The 14392-nt window shown below is 74.0% G+C and carries 16 protein-coding genes; 7 read left to right on the top strand and 9 right to left on the bottom strand.

Features of this window, described 5'->3' with window-relative positions:
• Positions 1-140: 140 nt before the first annotated feature.
• From FA014_RS04955 to FA014_RS04945, 3 genes are all read right to left on the bottom strand, one after another.
• Positions 141-1235: a BMP family lipoprotein gene (locus FA014_RS04955; protein ID WP_154728593.1), complete on the bottom strand. Its 1095-nt coding sequence runs from the start codon at positions 1233-1235 to the stop codon at positions 141-143.
• A gap of 232 nt (positions 1236-1467) precedes the next feature.
• Positions 1468-2670 (bottom strand): amidohydrolase, encoded by a 1203-nt coding sequence (locus FA014_RS04950; RefSeq protein ID WP_230322877.1) that lies wholly within the window; start codon positions 2668-2670, stop codon positions 1468-1470.
• Between the two features lie 105 nt (positions 2671-2775).
• Positions 2776-3930 carry a mannose-1-phosphate guanylyltransferase gene (locus tag FA014_RS04945; protein WP_154728591.1) on the bottom strand — a complete coding sequence of 385 codons (1155 nt, stop codon included), beginning with the start codon at positions 3928-3930 and terminating at the stop codon, positions 2776-2778.
• 319 nt (positions 3931-4249) lie between these two features.
• Here FA014_RS04945 and sdhC point away from each other — a divergent pair, with 319 nt between their 5' ends.
• The 7 genes from sdhC to FA014_RS04910 all read left to right on the top strand — a co-directional run bounded on the left by sdhC (position 4250) and on the right by FA014_RS04910 (position 9408).
• A complete protein-coding gene (sdhC, locus tag FA014_RS04940) occupies positions 4250-4585 on the top strand; it encodes a succinate dehydrogenase, cytochrome b556 subunit (RefSeq protein ID WP_230322880.1) in 336 nt (111 codons plus the stop codon).
• Positions 4585-5034, top strand: coding sequence for a succinate dehydrogenase hydrophobic membrane anchor subunit (locus tag FA014_RS04935; RefSeq protein WP_154728589.1), 450 nt, complete (start codon positions 4585-4587; stop codon positions 5032-5034). The genes sdhC and FA014_RS04935 overlap by 1 nt, the downstream gene beginning before the upstream one ends.
• Before the next feature lie 40 nt (positions 5035-5074).
• Positions 5075-6913 (top strand): succinate dehydrogenase flavoprotein subunit, encoded by a 1839-nt coding sequence (gene sdhA, locus FA014_RS04930; protein WP_154728606.1) that lies wholly within the window; start codon positions 5075-5077, stop codon positions 6911-6913.
• Positions 6913-7680, top strand: coding sequence for a succinate dehydrogenase iron-sulfur subunit (locus tag FA014_RS04925; RefSeq protein WP_154728588.1), 768 nt, complete (start codon positions 6913-6915; stop codon positions 7678-7680). The genes sdhA and FA014_RS04925 overlap by 1 nt, the downstream gene beginning before the upstream one ends.
• Positions 7681-7772: 92 nt before the next feature.
• Positions 7773-8159 carry a YbaB/EbfC family nucleoid-associated protein gene (locus tag FA014_RS04920; RefSeq protein WP_154728587.1) on the top strand — a complete coding sequence of 129 codons (387 nt, stop codon included), beginning with the start codon at positions 7773-7775 and terminating at the stop codon, positions 8157-8159.
• Positions 8156-8476: a hypothetical protein gene (locus FA014_RS04915; RefSeq protein WP_154728586.1), complete on the top strand. Its 321-nt coding sequence runs from the start codon at positions 8156-8158 to the stop codon at positions 8474-8476. Before FA014_RS04920 ends, FA014_RS04915 begins: the two co-directional genes overlap by 4 nt.
• On the top strand, positions 8473-9408 hold the full coding sequence (locus FA014_RS04910; RefSeq protein WP_154728585.1) for a WXG100 family type VII secretion target: 936 nt from the start codon (positions 8473-8475) through the stop codon (positions 9406-9408). Before FA014_RS04915 ends, FA014_RS04910 begins: the two co-directional genes overlap by 4 nt.
• 40 nt (positions 9409-9448) lie before the next feature.
• Here the strand turns inward: FA014_RS04910 and FA014_RS04905 are convergent, their stop codons facing one another.
• The 6 genes from FA014_RS04905 to FA014_RS04880 form a co-directional block, all read right to left on the bottom strand.
• Positions 9449-9742 (bottom strand): hypothetical protein, encoded by a 294-nt coding sequence (locus FA014_RS04905; protein ID WP_154728584.1) that lies wholly within the window; start codon positions 9740-9742, stop codon positions 9449-9451.
• A 36-nt stretch (positions 9743-9778) separates the two neighbouring features.
• A complete protein-coding gene (locus FA014_RS04900) occupies positions 9779-10822 on the bottom strand; it encodes a YihY/virulence factor BrkB family protein (protein WP_154728583.1) in 1044 nt (347 codons plus the stop codon).
• A gap of 81 nt (positions 10823-10903) precedes the next feature.
• Positions 10904-11443, bottom strand: coding sequence for a 2'-5' RNA ligase family protein (locus tag FA014_RS04895; RefSeq protein ID WP_154728582.1), 540 nt, complete (start codon positions 11441-11443; stop codon positions 10904-10906).
• The gene (gene trpS, locus FA014_RS04890) at positions 11440-12462 is read right to left on the bottom strand and encodes a tryptophan--tRNA ligase (protein ID WP_154728581.1); all 1023 of its coding nucleotides are present in this window, start codon (positions 12460-12462) and stop codon (positions 11440-11442) included. Before trpS ends, FA014_RS04895 begins: the two co-directional genes overlap by 4 nt.
• Positions 12463-12534: 72 nt before the next feature.
• A complete protein-coding gene (locus FA014_RS04885) occupies positions 12535-12924 on the bottom strand; it encodes a twin-arginine translocase TatA/TatE family subunit (RefSeq protein WP_154728580.1) in 390 nt (129 codons plus the stop codon).
• Between the two features lie 105 nt (positions 12925-13029).
• Positions 13030-14392, bottom strand: a 1363-nt coding sequence (locus tag FA014_RS04880) for a S1C family serine protease (protein WP_230322876.1), incomplete at its 5' end; no start/stop codon positions are given.

Here is a 14392-nt window from a genome sequence, read left to right as displayed (position 1 = left end):
TGCTCCTTCGGTCGATCGTGTCGCTGCGCACACTAGGCCAAACCGGACGGCCGGAGACAGCCGCAGGTCCCGGGTGCGCGGGTGAACGCACCGGTGGCCCGGGCAGGCGTGCTGCCCGGGCCACCGGTGGTGCTGGTGCGTCAGTTCTGGCTCGGGGACTCCACGACCAGGTCACCGGAGATGATCTGGGCCTTCAGGTCCTCGACGGCCGTCTTGACCTCGGCCGGGACCTTCTCGTCGAAGTCGTGGAACGGCGCGATGCCGATGCCCTCGTTCTCCAGGGTCCCGACGTACGGGTCGGAGGAGAAGTTGCCCTCGGAGGCCTCCTTGACCGTGTCGAACACGGCCTGGCCGATCTCCTTCATGACCGAGGTCAGGATGATCGAGGAGTAGTCGGGCGAGGTCTCGAACCAGTCGGCGTCGACGCCGACGATGGCGACGTTCCCGGCCTCCTGCGCGGCGGCGGCGGCACCGAGGCCGACCGGGCCGGCGACGGGCATGATGACGTCCGCGCCCTGGTCGATGAAGCCCTTGGCCAGGTTCTGGCCGTTGGTCTGGTTCTCGAAGTCACCGGTGAAGGAGCCGGTCTGGGCCTCCTTGTCCCAGCCGAGGACCTTGACGTCGGCGCCGTTGTCCTCGTTGTACTTGGCGACGCCGTCGGCGAAGCCGTCCATGAAGATCGAGACGGACGGGAGCTGGATGCCGCCGAAGGTGGCGACGGTGCCCGTGGTGGACGTGCCCGCGGCGACGTAGCCGGCGAGGTACGCGGCCTCCTGCGTGTTGAACAGCAGCGGCTTGGCGTTGTCCAGCGTCACCGGGTTGAAGTCCGCGTCGGTGAACCCGGAGTCGATCAGGGCGAACTCGATGTCGGGGTTGGCCTCGGCCGCCTCCTGGATCGGGTCCTCGAGCAGGAAGCCGACGCCGATGATCAGGTTGCAGTCCTGCTGGACCAGCGAGTCGATGTTCGGCGTGAAGTCGGTCTCCGCGGTCGACTCGACCTTGACCTCCTCGATGCCCAGCTCGTCCTTGGCGCGGTCGAGGCCCTCGGCGCCCGACTGGTTGAAGGACTTGTCCTCGAAGCCGCCGGAGTCGGAGACCATGCAGGCCTTGAAGTCGGAGCCGCCGGCGTCGCCGCCACCGGCGGTGCTGTCGGACTCCTCCGGCGCGCTGCCGCAGGCGGCGAGGGCGAGCGCGACAGCCCCGGTGAGGGCGGCCGCACGGATGATCTTCTTCACGCGATGCTCCTGCTTCTCGTCGTCGACCGGTCCGTGAGGCCCGCCCGGTCGCCGCGCGCGACGCTGCGCGTGGGTCGGGAGGGGTCGTCCGGCGTTGCGAGGAACACTAGCCACGCGCAGGTGTCGGCTGTGTTACCGGACCCCTTCCGGGGCCCTTCGTTACTGACTTGGAACATTCGTCCGCAGGACGGCTCACCCGACCGGCCCAGTGCGCGGTGCCGCGGGGCGGTGATCAGCCCCCGGGCGTCGCGCCGACCCGCAGCGCCGCCCGCGCCAGCAGCGCCGCGCCGGCCGCGATCGCGCGCTCGTCGACCACCAGGTCCCCCTGGTGGATGTCGTACGTCCGGCCGCCCGGGGTGCGGGTGCCGAGCCGGGCCATCGCGCCCGGGACCCGGGTGAGGTACCAGGCGAAGTCCTCGCCCCCGAGCGACTGCTCGGTGAGCTGCACCGCCTCCTCCCCCAGCACGTCCCGGGCAGCGGCCTCCAGCACGGCGACGGCGCGCTCGTCGTTCTCGACCGGCGGGACGCCGCGCTGGTGCCGCACCTCGACCTCGACGCCGTAGGGAGCGACCACCTGCTCCACCGCCGCGTGCAGCACCTGGGACGCCTTCTCCCAGGCGCGCACGTCCAGGCAGCGCAGCGTGCCGCGCACCGAGCCGGAGGCGGGGATGGCGTTGTGCGCCGAGCCGGCCTGCACCGCGCCCCAGGTCAGGTTGACCCCGGACCGCGGGTCGAGCCGGCGCCCGAGCACGGCGGGCACCTGGGTGATCACCTGGCCGAGCGCGTAGACCAGGTCCCCCGTCAGGTGCGGGCGCGAGGTGTGGCCGCCCGGGCCGGTCAGCACGACGGTGATCTCGTCGGAGGCCGAGGTGATCGGGCCGATCCGGCTGCCGATCCGGCCGACGTCGACCTTCGGGTCGCAGTGCAGCGCGAAGATCCGGCCGATGCCGTCCATCGCCCCGGCCTGCAGGACGTCGAGCGCCCCGCCGGGCTGCACCTCCTCGGCGGGCTGGAACACCAGCCGGACCGCCGTCGGCAGCTCGCCCGCCGCGTGCAGCTCGGCGAGGACCAGCCCGGCGCCGAGCAGCGCGGTGGTGTGCACGTCGTGGCCGCAGGCGTGCGCGACGCCGTGCACCGTCGAGGCGTACGGCAGGCCGGTCGTCTCCTGGACCGGCAGGCCGTCGATGTCGGCACGCAGCGCGATCCGGCGGCGGCCCGTCTCGACCGGGCTGGGCCCGATGTCGCAGATCAGGCCCGTCCCGGGCAGCAGCTTCGGGGACAGGCCCGACAGCCGCAGCCGGTCGGCGATCAGCCGGGTGGTGCGCTGCTCCGTGCGACCGAGCTCCGGGTGCGCGTGGATGTCGCGGCGGATCTCCACCAGCTCGGGCTGCAGGGTGGCGACGAGCTGGTTGACCCGGGAGGCATCGACGATCACGCTCCCGACCCTAGTCGTCCCCGCAGGTGGCGGCAGGTCCGGGCACCCGGCGGCCCGCGGCGGCCGGGCCCGCGGCCGCCCGCCGCCGCGGGCCGGTGCGGCCGGTCAGAGCAGGTCGTCGCGGCCGCGCTCGCGCCAGCCGTCCACCGCCTGCTTCACCGCCTGGGCGTGCGCCCGGGTGGTGACGAGGAGCGCGTCCGGGGTGTCGACGACCACGGCGTCCCGGACGCCGAGCACGGTCACGGCACGGCCGGCGCCCGGCACGACGACCGCGCCGGGGGCGTCGAGCCGCAGCACCAGGTGGTCGTCGCCGAGCGAGCGGCCGCCGTCGACCCCAATGGCGGGCAGCAGGGCGGCCAGCGAGTCGAAGTCGCCCACGTCGTCCCACGTGAACGAGCCCGGGACGACGGCCACGCCGCCGGCGGCCGCGACGGGCTCGGCGATCGCGTGGTCGATGGCGATCTTGGTCAGACCCGGCCAGGTCTCGGCGAGCACCGCGTCCCGGCGCTCCGGGTCGTCCCAGACCGCCGCGATCGCGCGCAGGCCGGCCGCCAGCGGGGGCAGCTGCTCGGCCAGGTGGTCGAGCAGCACGCCGGCCTGCACGAGGAACATGCCGGCGTTCCACCAGTAGTCCCCGGTCGCGAGGTAGCCGGCGGCGGTCTCCGCGTCGGGCTTCTCGGTGAAGCCGGCGACGTGGCGCGCGCTCGGGGCGCCCTCGGCGCCGAGCGGGTCGGCCGCACGGATGTAGCCGAACGCGGTCGACGGCTCGGTCGCGGTGATGCCGATGGTGACGACGTACCCGGCGCGGGCGGCGGCGACGCCCTCGGTGACCGCCGACCAGAAGCCCGCCAGGTCGTCGATGACGTGGTCCGCGGCGAACGACCCGAGGACGACCTCGGGGCCGTGCCGCTCGGCGAGGATCGCCGCGGCGAGGCCGATGGCGGCCATGGAGTCGCGCGGCGACGGCTCGGCGACGACCTGGCCCGGGCCCAGCTCGGGCAGCTGGGCGGCGACGGCCTCCGCGTGCCGGACGCCGGTGACGACGAGGACCCCGTCGCGGCCGGTGAGCGGCAGCAGCCGGTCGACGGTGCCCTGCAGCAGGGTGCGGCCCGTGCCGGTCAGGTCGTGCAGGAACTTGGGCGCGCCCTGCCGGGACAGCGGCCACAGCCGGGTGCCGGCACCGCCGGCGGGGACGACGGCGTGGAAGCCGTCGATCGGGCGGGGCTGCGCGGGCGACGCGTGCGTGGCGGGGCTCGACATGCCCGGAAGCGTATCGCCGACGTCCCGGTCGGCCGCCCGCCGCTCGCCACCCGTCCGAGGGACCCGGGTGGCCGGTGTCGACGACCAGGGACCCAGGTCCCGGTGGGCGTGTGCGCTTGATCACATCGGGCCCGATCTGGCCCCCGACGGCAGGGTGACCCAGCGCACGATCACTACAGTGATCGGACCGGACACAGCAGTCCCGCCCGAACTCGCCAGGAGGCCACCCGTGCCCACTGCGCCTGCCGAAGCCCGCGACGACGCCGCCCCCACGGCCAAGCGGATCCCCGGCGGCACCCTCTACCGCGGCCGCGAAGGCATGTGGTCCTGGGTGGCCCACCGGATCACCGGCGTGCTCATCTTCTTCTTCCTGCTCGTGCACGTGCTCGACACGTCGCTCGTGCGGGTCTCCCCCGAGGCGTACAACGCCGTCATCGGGACCTACAAGAACCCGATCATGGGGCTCGGCGAGGCCGGGCTGGTCGCCGCCATCGTGTTCCACGCCTTCAACGGCGTCCGGATCATGCTGGTGGACTTCTGGTCCAAGGGCGCGAAGTACCAGCGCGTGATGCTCTGGGTCGTGCTCGGCCTGTTCGTCGTGACGATGGCGGGCTTCCTGCCGCGGCACCTGATGCACGTCTTCGGAGGCGAGTGATGACCACGATCGCCGCCCCCCGCACCCGGGGCGCCGGGCCCGGCCGCCGGACCTCCCGCGGCAACTGGGAGCTGTACGGCTGGGTGTTCATGCGCGCGTCCGGCGTCGTGCTGCTCGTGCTGATCTTCGGCCACCTGTTCGTGAACCTGGTCGCCGGCGAGGGCATCACCGCCATCGACTTCGGCTTCGTCGCCGGCAAGTGGGCGTCCCCGTTCTGGCAGATCTGGGACCTGCTGATGCTGTGGCTCGCGATGATCCACGGCACCAACGGCGTCCGGACGATCATCAACGACTACGCCGAGCGCGACGGCACCCGCCTGGTCCTCAAGCTCGCGCTCTACACGGCGTTCACCGTGGTCGTCGTGCTCGGCACGCTGGTGATCTTCACCTTCGACCCGTGCCCCGCGAACAGCCCGGCGGACCTGCTGCCGTCCTTCTGCACCGCCTGAGCGCCCCCGCTCCCCTCTCGTCTTGGAGGCATCGACCCCGATGCAGACCCACCAGTTCGACGTCGTGATCGTCGGCGCCGGCGGCGCCGGGATGCGCGCCGCCCTCGAGTCGTCCGCCCGCACCCGCACGGCGGTCATCTCGAAGCTGTACCCCACCCGCTCGCACACCGGCGCGGCCCAGGGCGGCATGTGCGCCGCGCTCGGCAACGTCGAGGACGACAACCCCGAGTGGCACACCTTCGACACCGTGAAGGGCGGCGACTACCTGGTCGACCAGGACGCCGCGACGATCATGGCGAACGAGGCCATCGACGCGGTGCTCGACCTGGAGCGCATGGGCCTGCCGTTCAACCGCACCCCCGAGGGCCGGATCGACCAGCGCCGGTTCGGCGGGCACACCCGCAACCACGGCGAGGCCGCCGTGCGCCGCGCCTGCTACGCCGCGGACCGCACCGGGCACATGATCCTGCAGACGCTCTACCAGCAGTGCGTGAAGAACGAGGTCGCGTTCTTCAACGAGTTCTACGTGCTGGACCTGCTGCTCACGCACGACCTCACCGGCCGCGAGGTCCCGGACGGCGAGGACGTCGCCGTGTCGGGCGTCGTCGCGTACGAGCTCGCGACCGGCGAGATCCACGTGTTCCGCGCCAAGTCCGTGGTCCTCGCGACCGGCGGCGCCGGCAAGATCTACAAGACCACCTCGAACGCGCACACCCTCACCGGCGACGGGATGGCGCTCGCCTACCGCCGCGGGCTGCCGCTGGAGGACATGGAGTTCTTCCAGTTCCACCCGACCGGCCTGGCGGGCCTCGGCATCCTGCTGTCCGAGGCCGCGCGCGGCGAGGGCGGCATCCTGCGCAACGCCGACGGCGAGCGGTTCATGGAGCGGTACGCCCCCACGATCAAGGACCTCGCGCCGCGCGACATCGTCGCCCGGTCGATGGCCAACGAGGTGCGCGAGGGCCGCGGCGCCGGGCCGAACAAGGACTACGTCCTGCTCGACCTGACCCACCTGGACCCCGCGCACATCGACGCGAAGCTCCCGGACATCACCGAGTTCGCCCGGACCTACCTCGGCATCGAGCCGTACACCGAGCCGGTGCCGGTGTACCCCACCGCGCACTACGCGATGGGCGGCGTGCCGACCAACGTCGAGGGCGAGGTCCTGCGGGACACCACGCACGTCGTCAAGGGCCTGTACGCGGCCGGCGAGGTCGCCTGCGTCTCCGTGCACGGCTCCAACCGGCTCGGCACCAACTCGCTGCTCGACATCAACGTGTTCGGCAAGCGCGCCGGGATCTCGGCCGCCGAGTACGCCGCCACGGCGTCCTGGGTGGACCTGCCCGACGCGCCGGCCGACGCCGTCGTGGCCCAGCTCGAGGACATGCGCGGCCGCCCCCAGGGCGAGCGCGTCTCCGACGTCCGCCGCGAGCTGCAGCAGACGATGGACACGAACGCGCAGGTGTTCCGCACCGCGGAGTCGCTGCGCCAGGCGTTCCAGGACATCCAGGTGCTCCAGGAGCGCTACACGCGGGTGTCGGTCCAGGACAAGGGCCGCGCGTTCAACACCGACCTCATCGAGGCCATCGAGCTGGGCTTCCTGCTCGACATCGCCGAGACCGTCGTCGTGGGGGCGCTCAACCGCCGCGAGTCCCGGGGCGGGCACTTCCGCGAGGACTACCCGAAGCGGGACGACGAGGGCTTCATGGAGCACACCATGGCGTACCGCCGGGTCCCCGGCGTGCCGGTCGACTCCCCCGCCCTCTCCGCGCCGAAGGGCGAGGAGGTCCCCGAGCCGGGCCCCGGCCGCCCGGTCGTGCTCCTGGGCACCAAGCCCGTCGTGACCACCGTGTACCAGCCGATGGAGCGGAAGTACTGATGACTGCTGTCGCAGAGCGCTCGGCCGCGCCCGAGCCGAAGGCCGGCGAGATCCCGTCGTTCGAGGTCACGCTCAAGATCCGCCGCTACACCCCCGAGACGCACGGCGACGAGGCGTACTGGGAGGAGCACACGGTCACCGCCCACGGCACCGACCGGCTGCTCGACGCGCTGCACAAGATCAAGTGGGAGTCCGACGGCTCGCTGACGTTCCGCCGGTCGTGCGCCCACGGCGTGTGCGGCTCGGACGCCATGCGGATCAACGGCCGCAACCGGCTCGCGTGCAAGGCCCTGCTCAAGGACCTCAACCCGGACAAGCCGATCACCGTCGAGCCGATCAAGGGCCTGCCGGTGATCAAGGACCTCGTGGTCGACATGGAGCCGTTCTTCGCCTCCTACCGCGAGATCATGCCGTTCCTCATCACCACCGGCACCGAGCCGTCCCGCGAGCGGCTGCAGTCCCCCGAGCAGCGTGCCCGGTTCGACGACACCACCAAGTGCATCCTGTGCGCCGCGTGCACGTCGTCCTGCCCGGTGTTCTGGACCGACGGCCAGTACTTCGGCCCGGCGGCGATCGTGAACGCGCACCGGTTCATCTTCGACAGCCGGGACGAGGGCGCGGCGCAGCGGCTCGAGATCCTCAACGACAAGGAGGGCGTCTGGCGCTGCCGGACGACCTTCAACTGCACCGAGGCCTGCCCCCGCGGCATCGAGGTCACCAAGGCGATCCAGGAGGTCAAGCGCGCGATGATCACCCGCGCGTTCTGATCTGTCACCCGGACGGCGCACCACCGGCGGACCACCGGTGGTGCGCCGTCCGCGTCCCGCTACGGTGTGCAGTCGACGGAAAGGGGGGACGCGTGGCGTCGACGTGGGTGGAGCAGGTGCAGGCGGAGGCACGCACGCGGCTGGAGGCCGCGGCGATGCTCCGGGACGAGCTGGCGACCGTGCGCGGGCGCGCGCAGAGCCGCGACCGGGTGGCGACCGTGACCGTCGGCCCGAGCGGCACGCTGGTGGACGTGGAGTTCACCCCGCAGGCGGAGCGGGTCTCCCCGGACGCCCTGCGATCGGCGGTCCTGGAGGCGTTCGCGGCCGCGCAGGCCCGGGCGCAGGAGCAGGTCGTCGCCCTGACGTCGCGCATCCCCGGCGCGGACGGCTGGGCGGACCTGGTCGCAGGCCGCGTGCCGGCCACCACGTCCGAGCGGCTGGACGCCGAGCTCGACGCGCGCCGTCGGGGCGACCTGTGACGGCCTTCCGGGTCGACGTCGGCGCGCTCGCGCGGGCGCGCGCCGCCCACCACGACCTGTCGGCGCAGTTCGCCGCCCTGGAGAGCGACCGCGCCGCCGCGGACCTGCCGGACGGCGCGCTGGGGAAGATGATCTCCTCCGACGAGATCCTCGCCGCGTTCCGCAGCCGCTACACGGGCCTGGGCGAGGCGATCGCCGCGCTCACCGAGGCGTACCGGAACATCGGCGACGGGCTCGCGGTCACCGCGGACGGCTATGCGCAGACCGACGCGCAGGTCGCCGACCTGCAGGCCCGGCTCGAGGCGGTGCTGCGGTGAGCGTCACCGGTGCCGTCTCCGTGTGGGACAAGATCAACGGCTGGATGGCCCCGCTGGACGGCATGGTCGACGCGCTGATGCGTCCGCTGGTGCAGCCCCTCGCGGACATGTTCGACTCGGTCACCGGGGACTCCGCCGAGGTGCGTTCGACCGCCCAGCGGTGGCGCGACCTCGGCACGACCATCGACCGGCTCGCGCAGCACCACCGGGACGTCATCGCCCCGCTCTCCTCCGCCTGGGAAGGTGACGCCCACGACGCGTTCCAGGCGGCGATGCGCGAGCTGCTGACCGCCGTGGACCAGCTCGCGGACGACACCCGGGAGACCGCCGAGTTCCTCGAGGACGCGGCGATGGAGGTCGAGCTCGCCGAGGAGCTCGTCGCCACGATCATCCAGGAGCTCATCGAGTGGGCGCTGCTCACCCTGGCGGTCAGCGCCGCCTTGTCGCTCGTGACGCTCGGCGCCTCGGCGGTCGCCGGCGGAGCAGCAGCGGCGGCGGAGGCCGCGATCGCCGGTTCCCGGATCGCGACGGTCCTCGCCAAGGTCGCGAGCGCGCTCGAGCGGCTGTCCGCCCTGCTCAAGGCGGTCAAGGCGATGAAGACGTTCTCCCGCGAGGGCTTCCTGATCCGCACGCTCCTGGTCAACGGCGTGATCCTCAAGCCGGTCGTCAGCAACCTGACCGGCCTGACGGGCAACCCGCTGGGCGAGGGGGCCCGGTCCGTGCTCGACTCGCTCCGGGACATCGCCGCGGACGAGGCGGACGACCAGATCGACGGCCGGACGGGGATCCAGACGCCCGTGCGGGACCGCCTCGACGACGTCCTCGGGCCCGCGGTGGGCGCGGGGCGCCCGGTGATCGACGGCGCGCGGCCCGTGCTCGACGTCCTCGACGACGTCGACGACCGGATCCCCGAGCCTCCGTTCGCGCGCTGACCCGCATCCGTCGCGCTGCGGCGGCCGCGGGCGCCGACGTCTAGCGGCGGCGCACCCGGCGCACGGCGTCCGCGGCACCGGTGAGGACCAGCACCAGCCAGGCCAGCCCCACCAGGCCGAGCCCGACCAGCACGCCCACCGCCATCCCGATCGTGCCGGCGACCGCGCTGCCGAGCCAGCCGAGGCCCCCGGCCAGCACCAGGATCACCAGGCCGGTGACGAGCACGACGACCAGGCCCTCGGCGCTCGAGCGCACGAACTCACGGCCCGCGTCCCGCGCCAGCTCCCCGGCGGTCGGGCGGCTGGGGTCCTGGCGCGGCGGGGGCTGGGTCATGGACGCCGATCCTAGCGGCCGGGCCCCCCGGGACGGTCAGGGAGCGGCCGGCCCGGCCGCGTCCGCGTCGGTGTCCTCGGCCGGCGGCGGGTCGGCCGTCCAGGCCGCGGCGAGGAGGACGATGCGGGCGATCAGGTTGATCCAGATCAGCAGCGTCACGATCACCGCGAACGACGCCAGGATCGCGTTCCGGTTCGCGGAGCCCGCCACCACCGAGGTGCCCAGCACCCGCACGACCCCGAGCCCGACCGCGGCCACGAGCATGCCCTGCCGCAGGTCCGGCCACGCCGGCCGCTGCCCCGCGAGCACCACGACGATCAGCACGAAGGTCCCGGCGTCGACCACGAAGGCCACGAGGATGCCCGCGGCGCGCAGGACGACCGACCCGACCGTCGACCCGTCCAGGCCGAGCGCGGTGAGGGCCCAGTCGGCGGCGGTCGTGGTGGCGATGCTGAGCAGGGCCGAGACGAGGATGGCGAGGCCGATGCCGGCGAACCCGCCGAGCTCCCGCAGCTTGCTGGACACGACGTTGCCGCCGGCGCGCTCCGCGGCGAACATCGCGCGGACGGCCGTGCGCAGGGCCGCCATCGCGGAGATGGCGCTCACCAGCAGCACCACCAGCGCGACCAGGCCGGCGACGCCGACGCCGGTGCTGAGCTGGAGCGAGTCGGGGTCGATCACGCCCGACCGGTCGTCGCTGCTGGTCTTGATGAGGCCCGGCAGGTTCGCGTCGATCGTGTCGAGCACGGTCTGGCGCAAGGCGTCGTTGTTGCCGAGGACGGCCATGAACACCGTGTAGCCGATGGTCAGCCCGGCGAACACGGAGAAGATGGTGGCGTACGCGATGCCGCCCGTGAGGACGCCGCCGCCCGCCTCGCCGAACCGGGCGTTGGCCCGCGCCGCGCGGGTGCGCTGCCACCAGGCCAGCACCGCCTTCGCCCGGGCGACCAGCCCCGCGAACCCGCCCGGGTACACGCGGGCACCGACGTCCCTCCGGTTCCCCGCGGCGACGTCGTCGGTGGTCGCTGCGGCGGCGGCGTGCGCGCGGCCGGCGCCCTGCGGTTCTGCCGGCACTCCCATGGCCACGACCCTAGGGAACGGGCCGCGGCCCGGCATCCCGGGACCGGGCGTCGCCGCCGGTCAGGGCACGCCGCCCGTGCGTCAGCCGCCGAGCGGGAAGGCGCCGATCGTCCGCCACATGCCGTCGTCGCCGTGCTCGTACACGTGGATCTCCGCCACGTCGAACCGGGCCTCGTACCCCGCCATGTCGGCGAACGCCCGGTCGAGCGCCTCGTCCGGCACCTCGTGCGCGATGGTCACGTGCGGGTGGTAGTGGAAGCGCAGCTCCTGGTCGAGCACGCCCGACCGGATCGCGACCTCCAGCAGCTCGCACGAGGCGATGCCCTCGACCACCTGGACGAACACCACGGGCGACACCGGCCGGAAGGTGGCGGTCCCCCGCAGGTGCACGGTGAACGGCGCGTGCTGCGCGGCGACGGCACGCAGGTGCTCCTCGGCGTCCCGCAGCGCCGCGGCCGGCAGGACCGTCGGGCCGAGGAGGGTGATGTGCGGGCGGATCAGGTGCGCGGCGGGGTCGCCGACGCGGGCGCGCGCCGCCTGGAGCTCGGCGGCGTACGGCTCCGGGACGGAGACGGCGACGCCGATCCGGAGCTCGTCGGCGAACGGCCCGGTGGGGTTCATGCGGTCCGGCGGCGCGGCAGCAGCCCGAAGCGGTCCGCGACCCGGTCGAGGGTGCCGCGCGCGATCGCCCGGGCCCGCTCGGCGCCGTCCTCGAGCACCGCGTCCAGCGAGGCCGGGTCGGCCAGGTAGCCGTTCACGCGCTCCTGGAACGGGGCGAGGAACTCGACGACCACGTCCGCCAGGTCGACCTTGAGGTGGCCGTAGCCCTTGCCCGCGTAGTCGGCGACGATCGACTCGACCTCGCGCCCCGTGAGGGCCGAGTAGATGGTGAGCAGGTTGGCGATGCCGGGCTGGTTCTCCCGGTCGAACCGGATCTCCGAGCCCGCGTCCGTGACCGCCGACCGGATCCGCTTGGCGACCGTCTTGGGCGGGTCGAGCAGCTCGATGATGCCGTTCGGGCTCGACGCGGACTTGCTCATCTTCGCGGTCGGGTCCTGCAGGTCGTAGATCTTGGCGGTGGCCTTGACGATGTGCGCGTCGGGCACGACCGCGGTCCCGTCGCCGAACCGCTTGTTCAGCCGCTCGGCCAGGTCGCGGGTCAGCTCGAGGTGCTGGCGCTGGTCCTCGCCGACCGGCACGAGCGCCGTGTCGTACAGCAGGATGTCCGCCGCCATGAGGATCGGGTAGGTGAACAGCCCGACCGTGGTGCCCTCGGCGCCGTGCTTCGCCGACTTGTCCTTGAACTGCGTCATCCGGCCGGCCTCGCCGAACCCGGTCTGGCAGGACAGCAGCCACGCCAGCTCGGCGTGCTCCGCGACGTGCGACTGCACGAACAGGATGGAGCGCTCCGGGTCCACGCCCGCGGCCAGGTACTGCGCCGCGGTCCTCCGGGTGCGCTCGCGCAGCGCCGCCGGGTCCGGCGCCACCGTCAGGGCGTGCAGGTCCACGACGCAGTACAGCGCGTCGTAGGACTCCTGCAGCGCGACCCACTGGGTCAGCGCCCCGAGGTAGTTGCCGAGGTGGAGGGAGTCGGAGGTGGGCTGCATCCCGGAGAAGATGCGAGGGGAGCCGGAGACCATGGGTCCATTCTGACGGTCGGGGGCGGGTGGCCCGTGCAGGAGGGGGGGGGACGGGGGCGGACGCCGGAGGGCTCAGGTGGCCTCGTCGTCGAACGGGGCGGGCGCGCCGGGCGGCAGCGGCGTCGTCGCGGGGGCGGCGCGGGTGGCGTGCGCCGCGGTGCCGGCGGTGGCCGCCGCGGCGGCGGTGCGCGCCCCGGCGGGCGTGGGCTCGGGGTCGAGCAGGGCGTCGCGCACGATGCGCCGCGGGTCGTACCTGCGCGGGTCCAGCGAGGCCCAGTCGATGTCCTTGACCTCGTCGCCCAGCTCCTCGTCCACCCGCTGGCGGGCGTCCGCGAGGAAGTGCCGGGCCTGCTTGGTCAGCCGGGCCAGCTGCTCGGCGTACCCCGGGAGCCGGGTGGGGCCGATGACGATCACGGCCACGACCAGGATCACGATCAGCTCGCCGCCGTTGATCCCGAACACGCGCCCCAGGCTACCGTCCGGGGCGCCCCCCACCTAGCGGTCCGGCCCCCGGGCCCCGGGGCGGCCCCGGGTCGGGGCCCGGGGCGGCCCCCGGGTGGCCCCGGGTCAGCCCTGGGCGGACTCGTCGAGGACGACGCGCACGTCCCGCTCGGCGCCGTCGGCCGCCCGCACCCGGAGCGTGACGGCGTCCCCGGGGTTCCGGGCGCGGATCGCCACCACCAGCTCGTCCGAGGCGGTGACGGGCCGGCCGTCGATCGCCAGGATGACGTCGCCGGCCCGGATGCCCGCGCGCTCCGCCGGACCGCCCGGGGTCACGGGCTGCTGGCCGCCCTGGGGCTCGGACGAGACCTGCACGCCCTCCCCCGTGTACGACCCGTCGAGCAGCACGCCGATCACCGGGTAGGTGGCCACGCCGGTCTCGATCAGCTGCTCGGCGGTGCGCCGCGCCTGGTTGGACGGGATGGCGAACCCGAGGCCGATGCTGCCGCCGCTGGTGGCCGAGGCGCCCGGCGGCTGGGCGATCGCGGAGTTGATCCCGACGACCTCGCCGGCGGCGTTCACGAGGGGCCCGCCGGAGTTGCCGGGGTTGATCGCCGCGTCCGTCTGGATCGCGTTGATGAACGCGGTCTCCTCGGCGCCGTCGCCGGCGGCGACGGGCCGGTTGAGCGCGCTCACGATGCCGGTGGTCACCGTGCCGGCGAGGCCCAGCGGCGCACCGATCGCGACCACCGGGTCGCCGACCTGCACCTGGTCCGAGTCGCCCAGCACGAGCGGGGTCAGCCCCTCGGCCTCGACCTTCACGACCGCGAGGTCGTAGTCGGACGTGCTGCCGACGACCGTCCCGGGCAGCTGGGACCCGTCGGCCAGCAGCACGACGATCGACGAGCCCGCACCCGCCGCGCCGGCGACCACGTGGTGGTTCGTCAGGATGTAGCCGTCCTGCCGGAGCACGAGCCCCGACCCGGTCGACCCCCCGGAGGCGGACGACACCTCGATCGACACCACGGACGGCAGCACCGCGGCGGCGATGCCGGCGACGCTGTCCGGGGCGCGGTCGCCCGAGCCGGTGCCCACGGCGGCGGGCAGGCCGGCGTCCGCCAGGTGCGCGTCGTCGCGGTCGAGCCGCGCGCCGACGACGCCGCCCAGCAGCCCCGCGCCGAAGGCCGCCACGACCAGCCCGGCGACGACGCCGAGCGGCAGCCGGCGACCGCGGCTGCGTCGCCGGCCCCGGGCCGGGACGCCGAGATCGGGCATCGGGGGCGGCAGGGCCCCGGGGGGCAGCAGCGTCGGCGCGGGCGCGGCAGCCGGGTCCGTCGGCAGCGGGGTCGGCGGGAGGGTCCCGGCGGGGGCGCCGGGGACGGCGTACGGCGACGCGGCGGGACCCGCGGGGGCGCCCCAGGGGGACGGCGACCCCCACCCGGTGGGCGCCGGGGGCCGCTGCGGAGCACCGCCCGGGAACGGGCGCGGA

This window comes from Cellulomonas hominis, assembly GCF_005239125.1.
Taxonomy (GTDB): Bacteria; Actinomycetota; Actinomycetes; order Actinomycetales; family Cellulomonadaceae; genus Cellulomonas; species Cellulomonas hominis_A.
The sequence above is the reverse complement of the archived record's forward strand: the minus strand, read 5'-3'. Positions and strand labels throughout refer to the sequence as shown.

Excerpts from the sequence above, each read along its gene's own strand:
- FA014_RS04945 (WP_154728591.1), bottom strand. The coding sequence starts at position 3,930 with ATGTCGAGCCCCGCCACGCACGCGTCGCCCGCGCAGCCCCGCCCGATC.
- sdhC (WP_230322880.1), top strand. The coding sequence starts at position 4,250 with ATGTGGTCCTGGGTGGCCCACCGGATCACCGGCGTGCTCATCTTCTTC.
- FA014_RS04935 (WP_154728589.1), top strand. The coding sequence starts at position 4,585 with ATGACCACGATCGCCGCCCCCCGCACCCGGGGCGCCGGGCCCGGCCGC.
- sdhA (WP_154728606.1), top strand. The coding sequence starts at position 5,075 with ATGCAGACCCACCAGTTCGACGTCGTGATCGTCGGCGCCGGCGGCGCC.
- FA014_RS04925 (WP_154728588.1), top strand. The coding sequence starts at position 6,913 with ATGACTGCTGTCGCAGAGCGCTCGGCCGCGCCCGAGCCGAAGGCCGGC.
- FA014_RS04905 (WP_154728584.1), bottom strand. The coding sequence starts at position 9,742 with ATGACCCAGCCCCCGCCGCGCCAGGACCCCAGCCGCCCGACCGCCGGG.
- FA014_RS04900 (WP_154728583.1), bottom strand. The coding sequence starts at position 10,822 with ATGGGAGTGCCGGCAGAACCGCAGGGCGCCGGCCGCGCGCACGCCGCC.
- FA014_RS04895 (WP_154728582.1), bottom strand. The coding sequence starts at position 11,443 with ATGAACCCCACCGGGCCGTTCGCCGACGAGCTCCGGATCGGCGTCGCC.
- trpS (WP_154728581.1), bottom strand. The coding sequence starts at position 12,462 with ATGGTCTCCGGCTCCCCTCGCATCTTCTCCGGGATGCAGCCCACCTCC.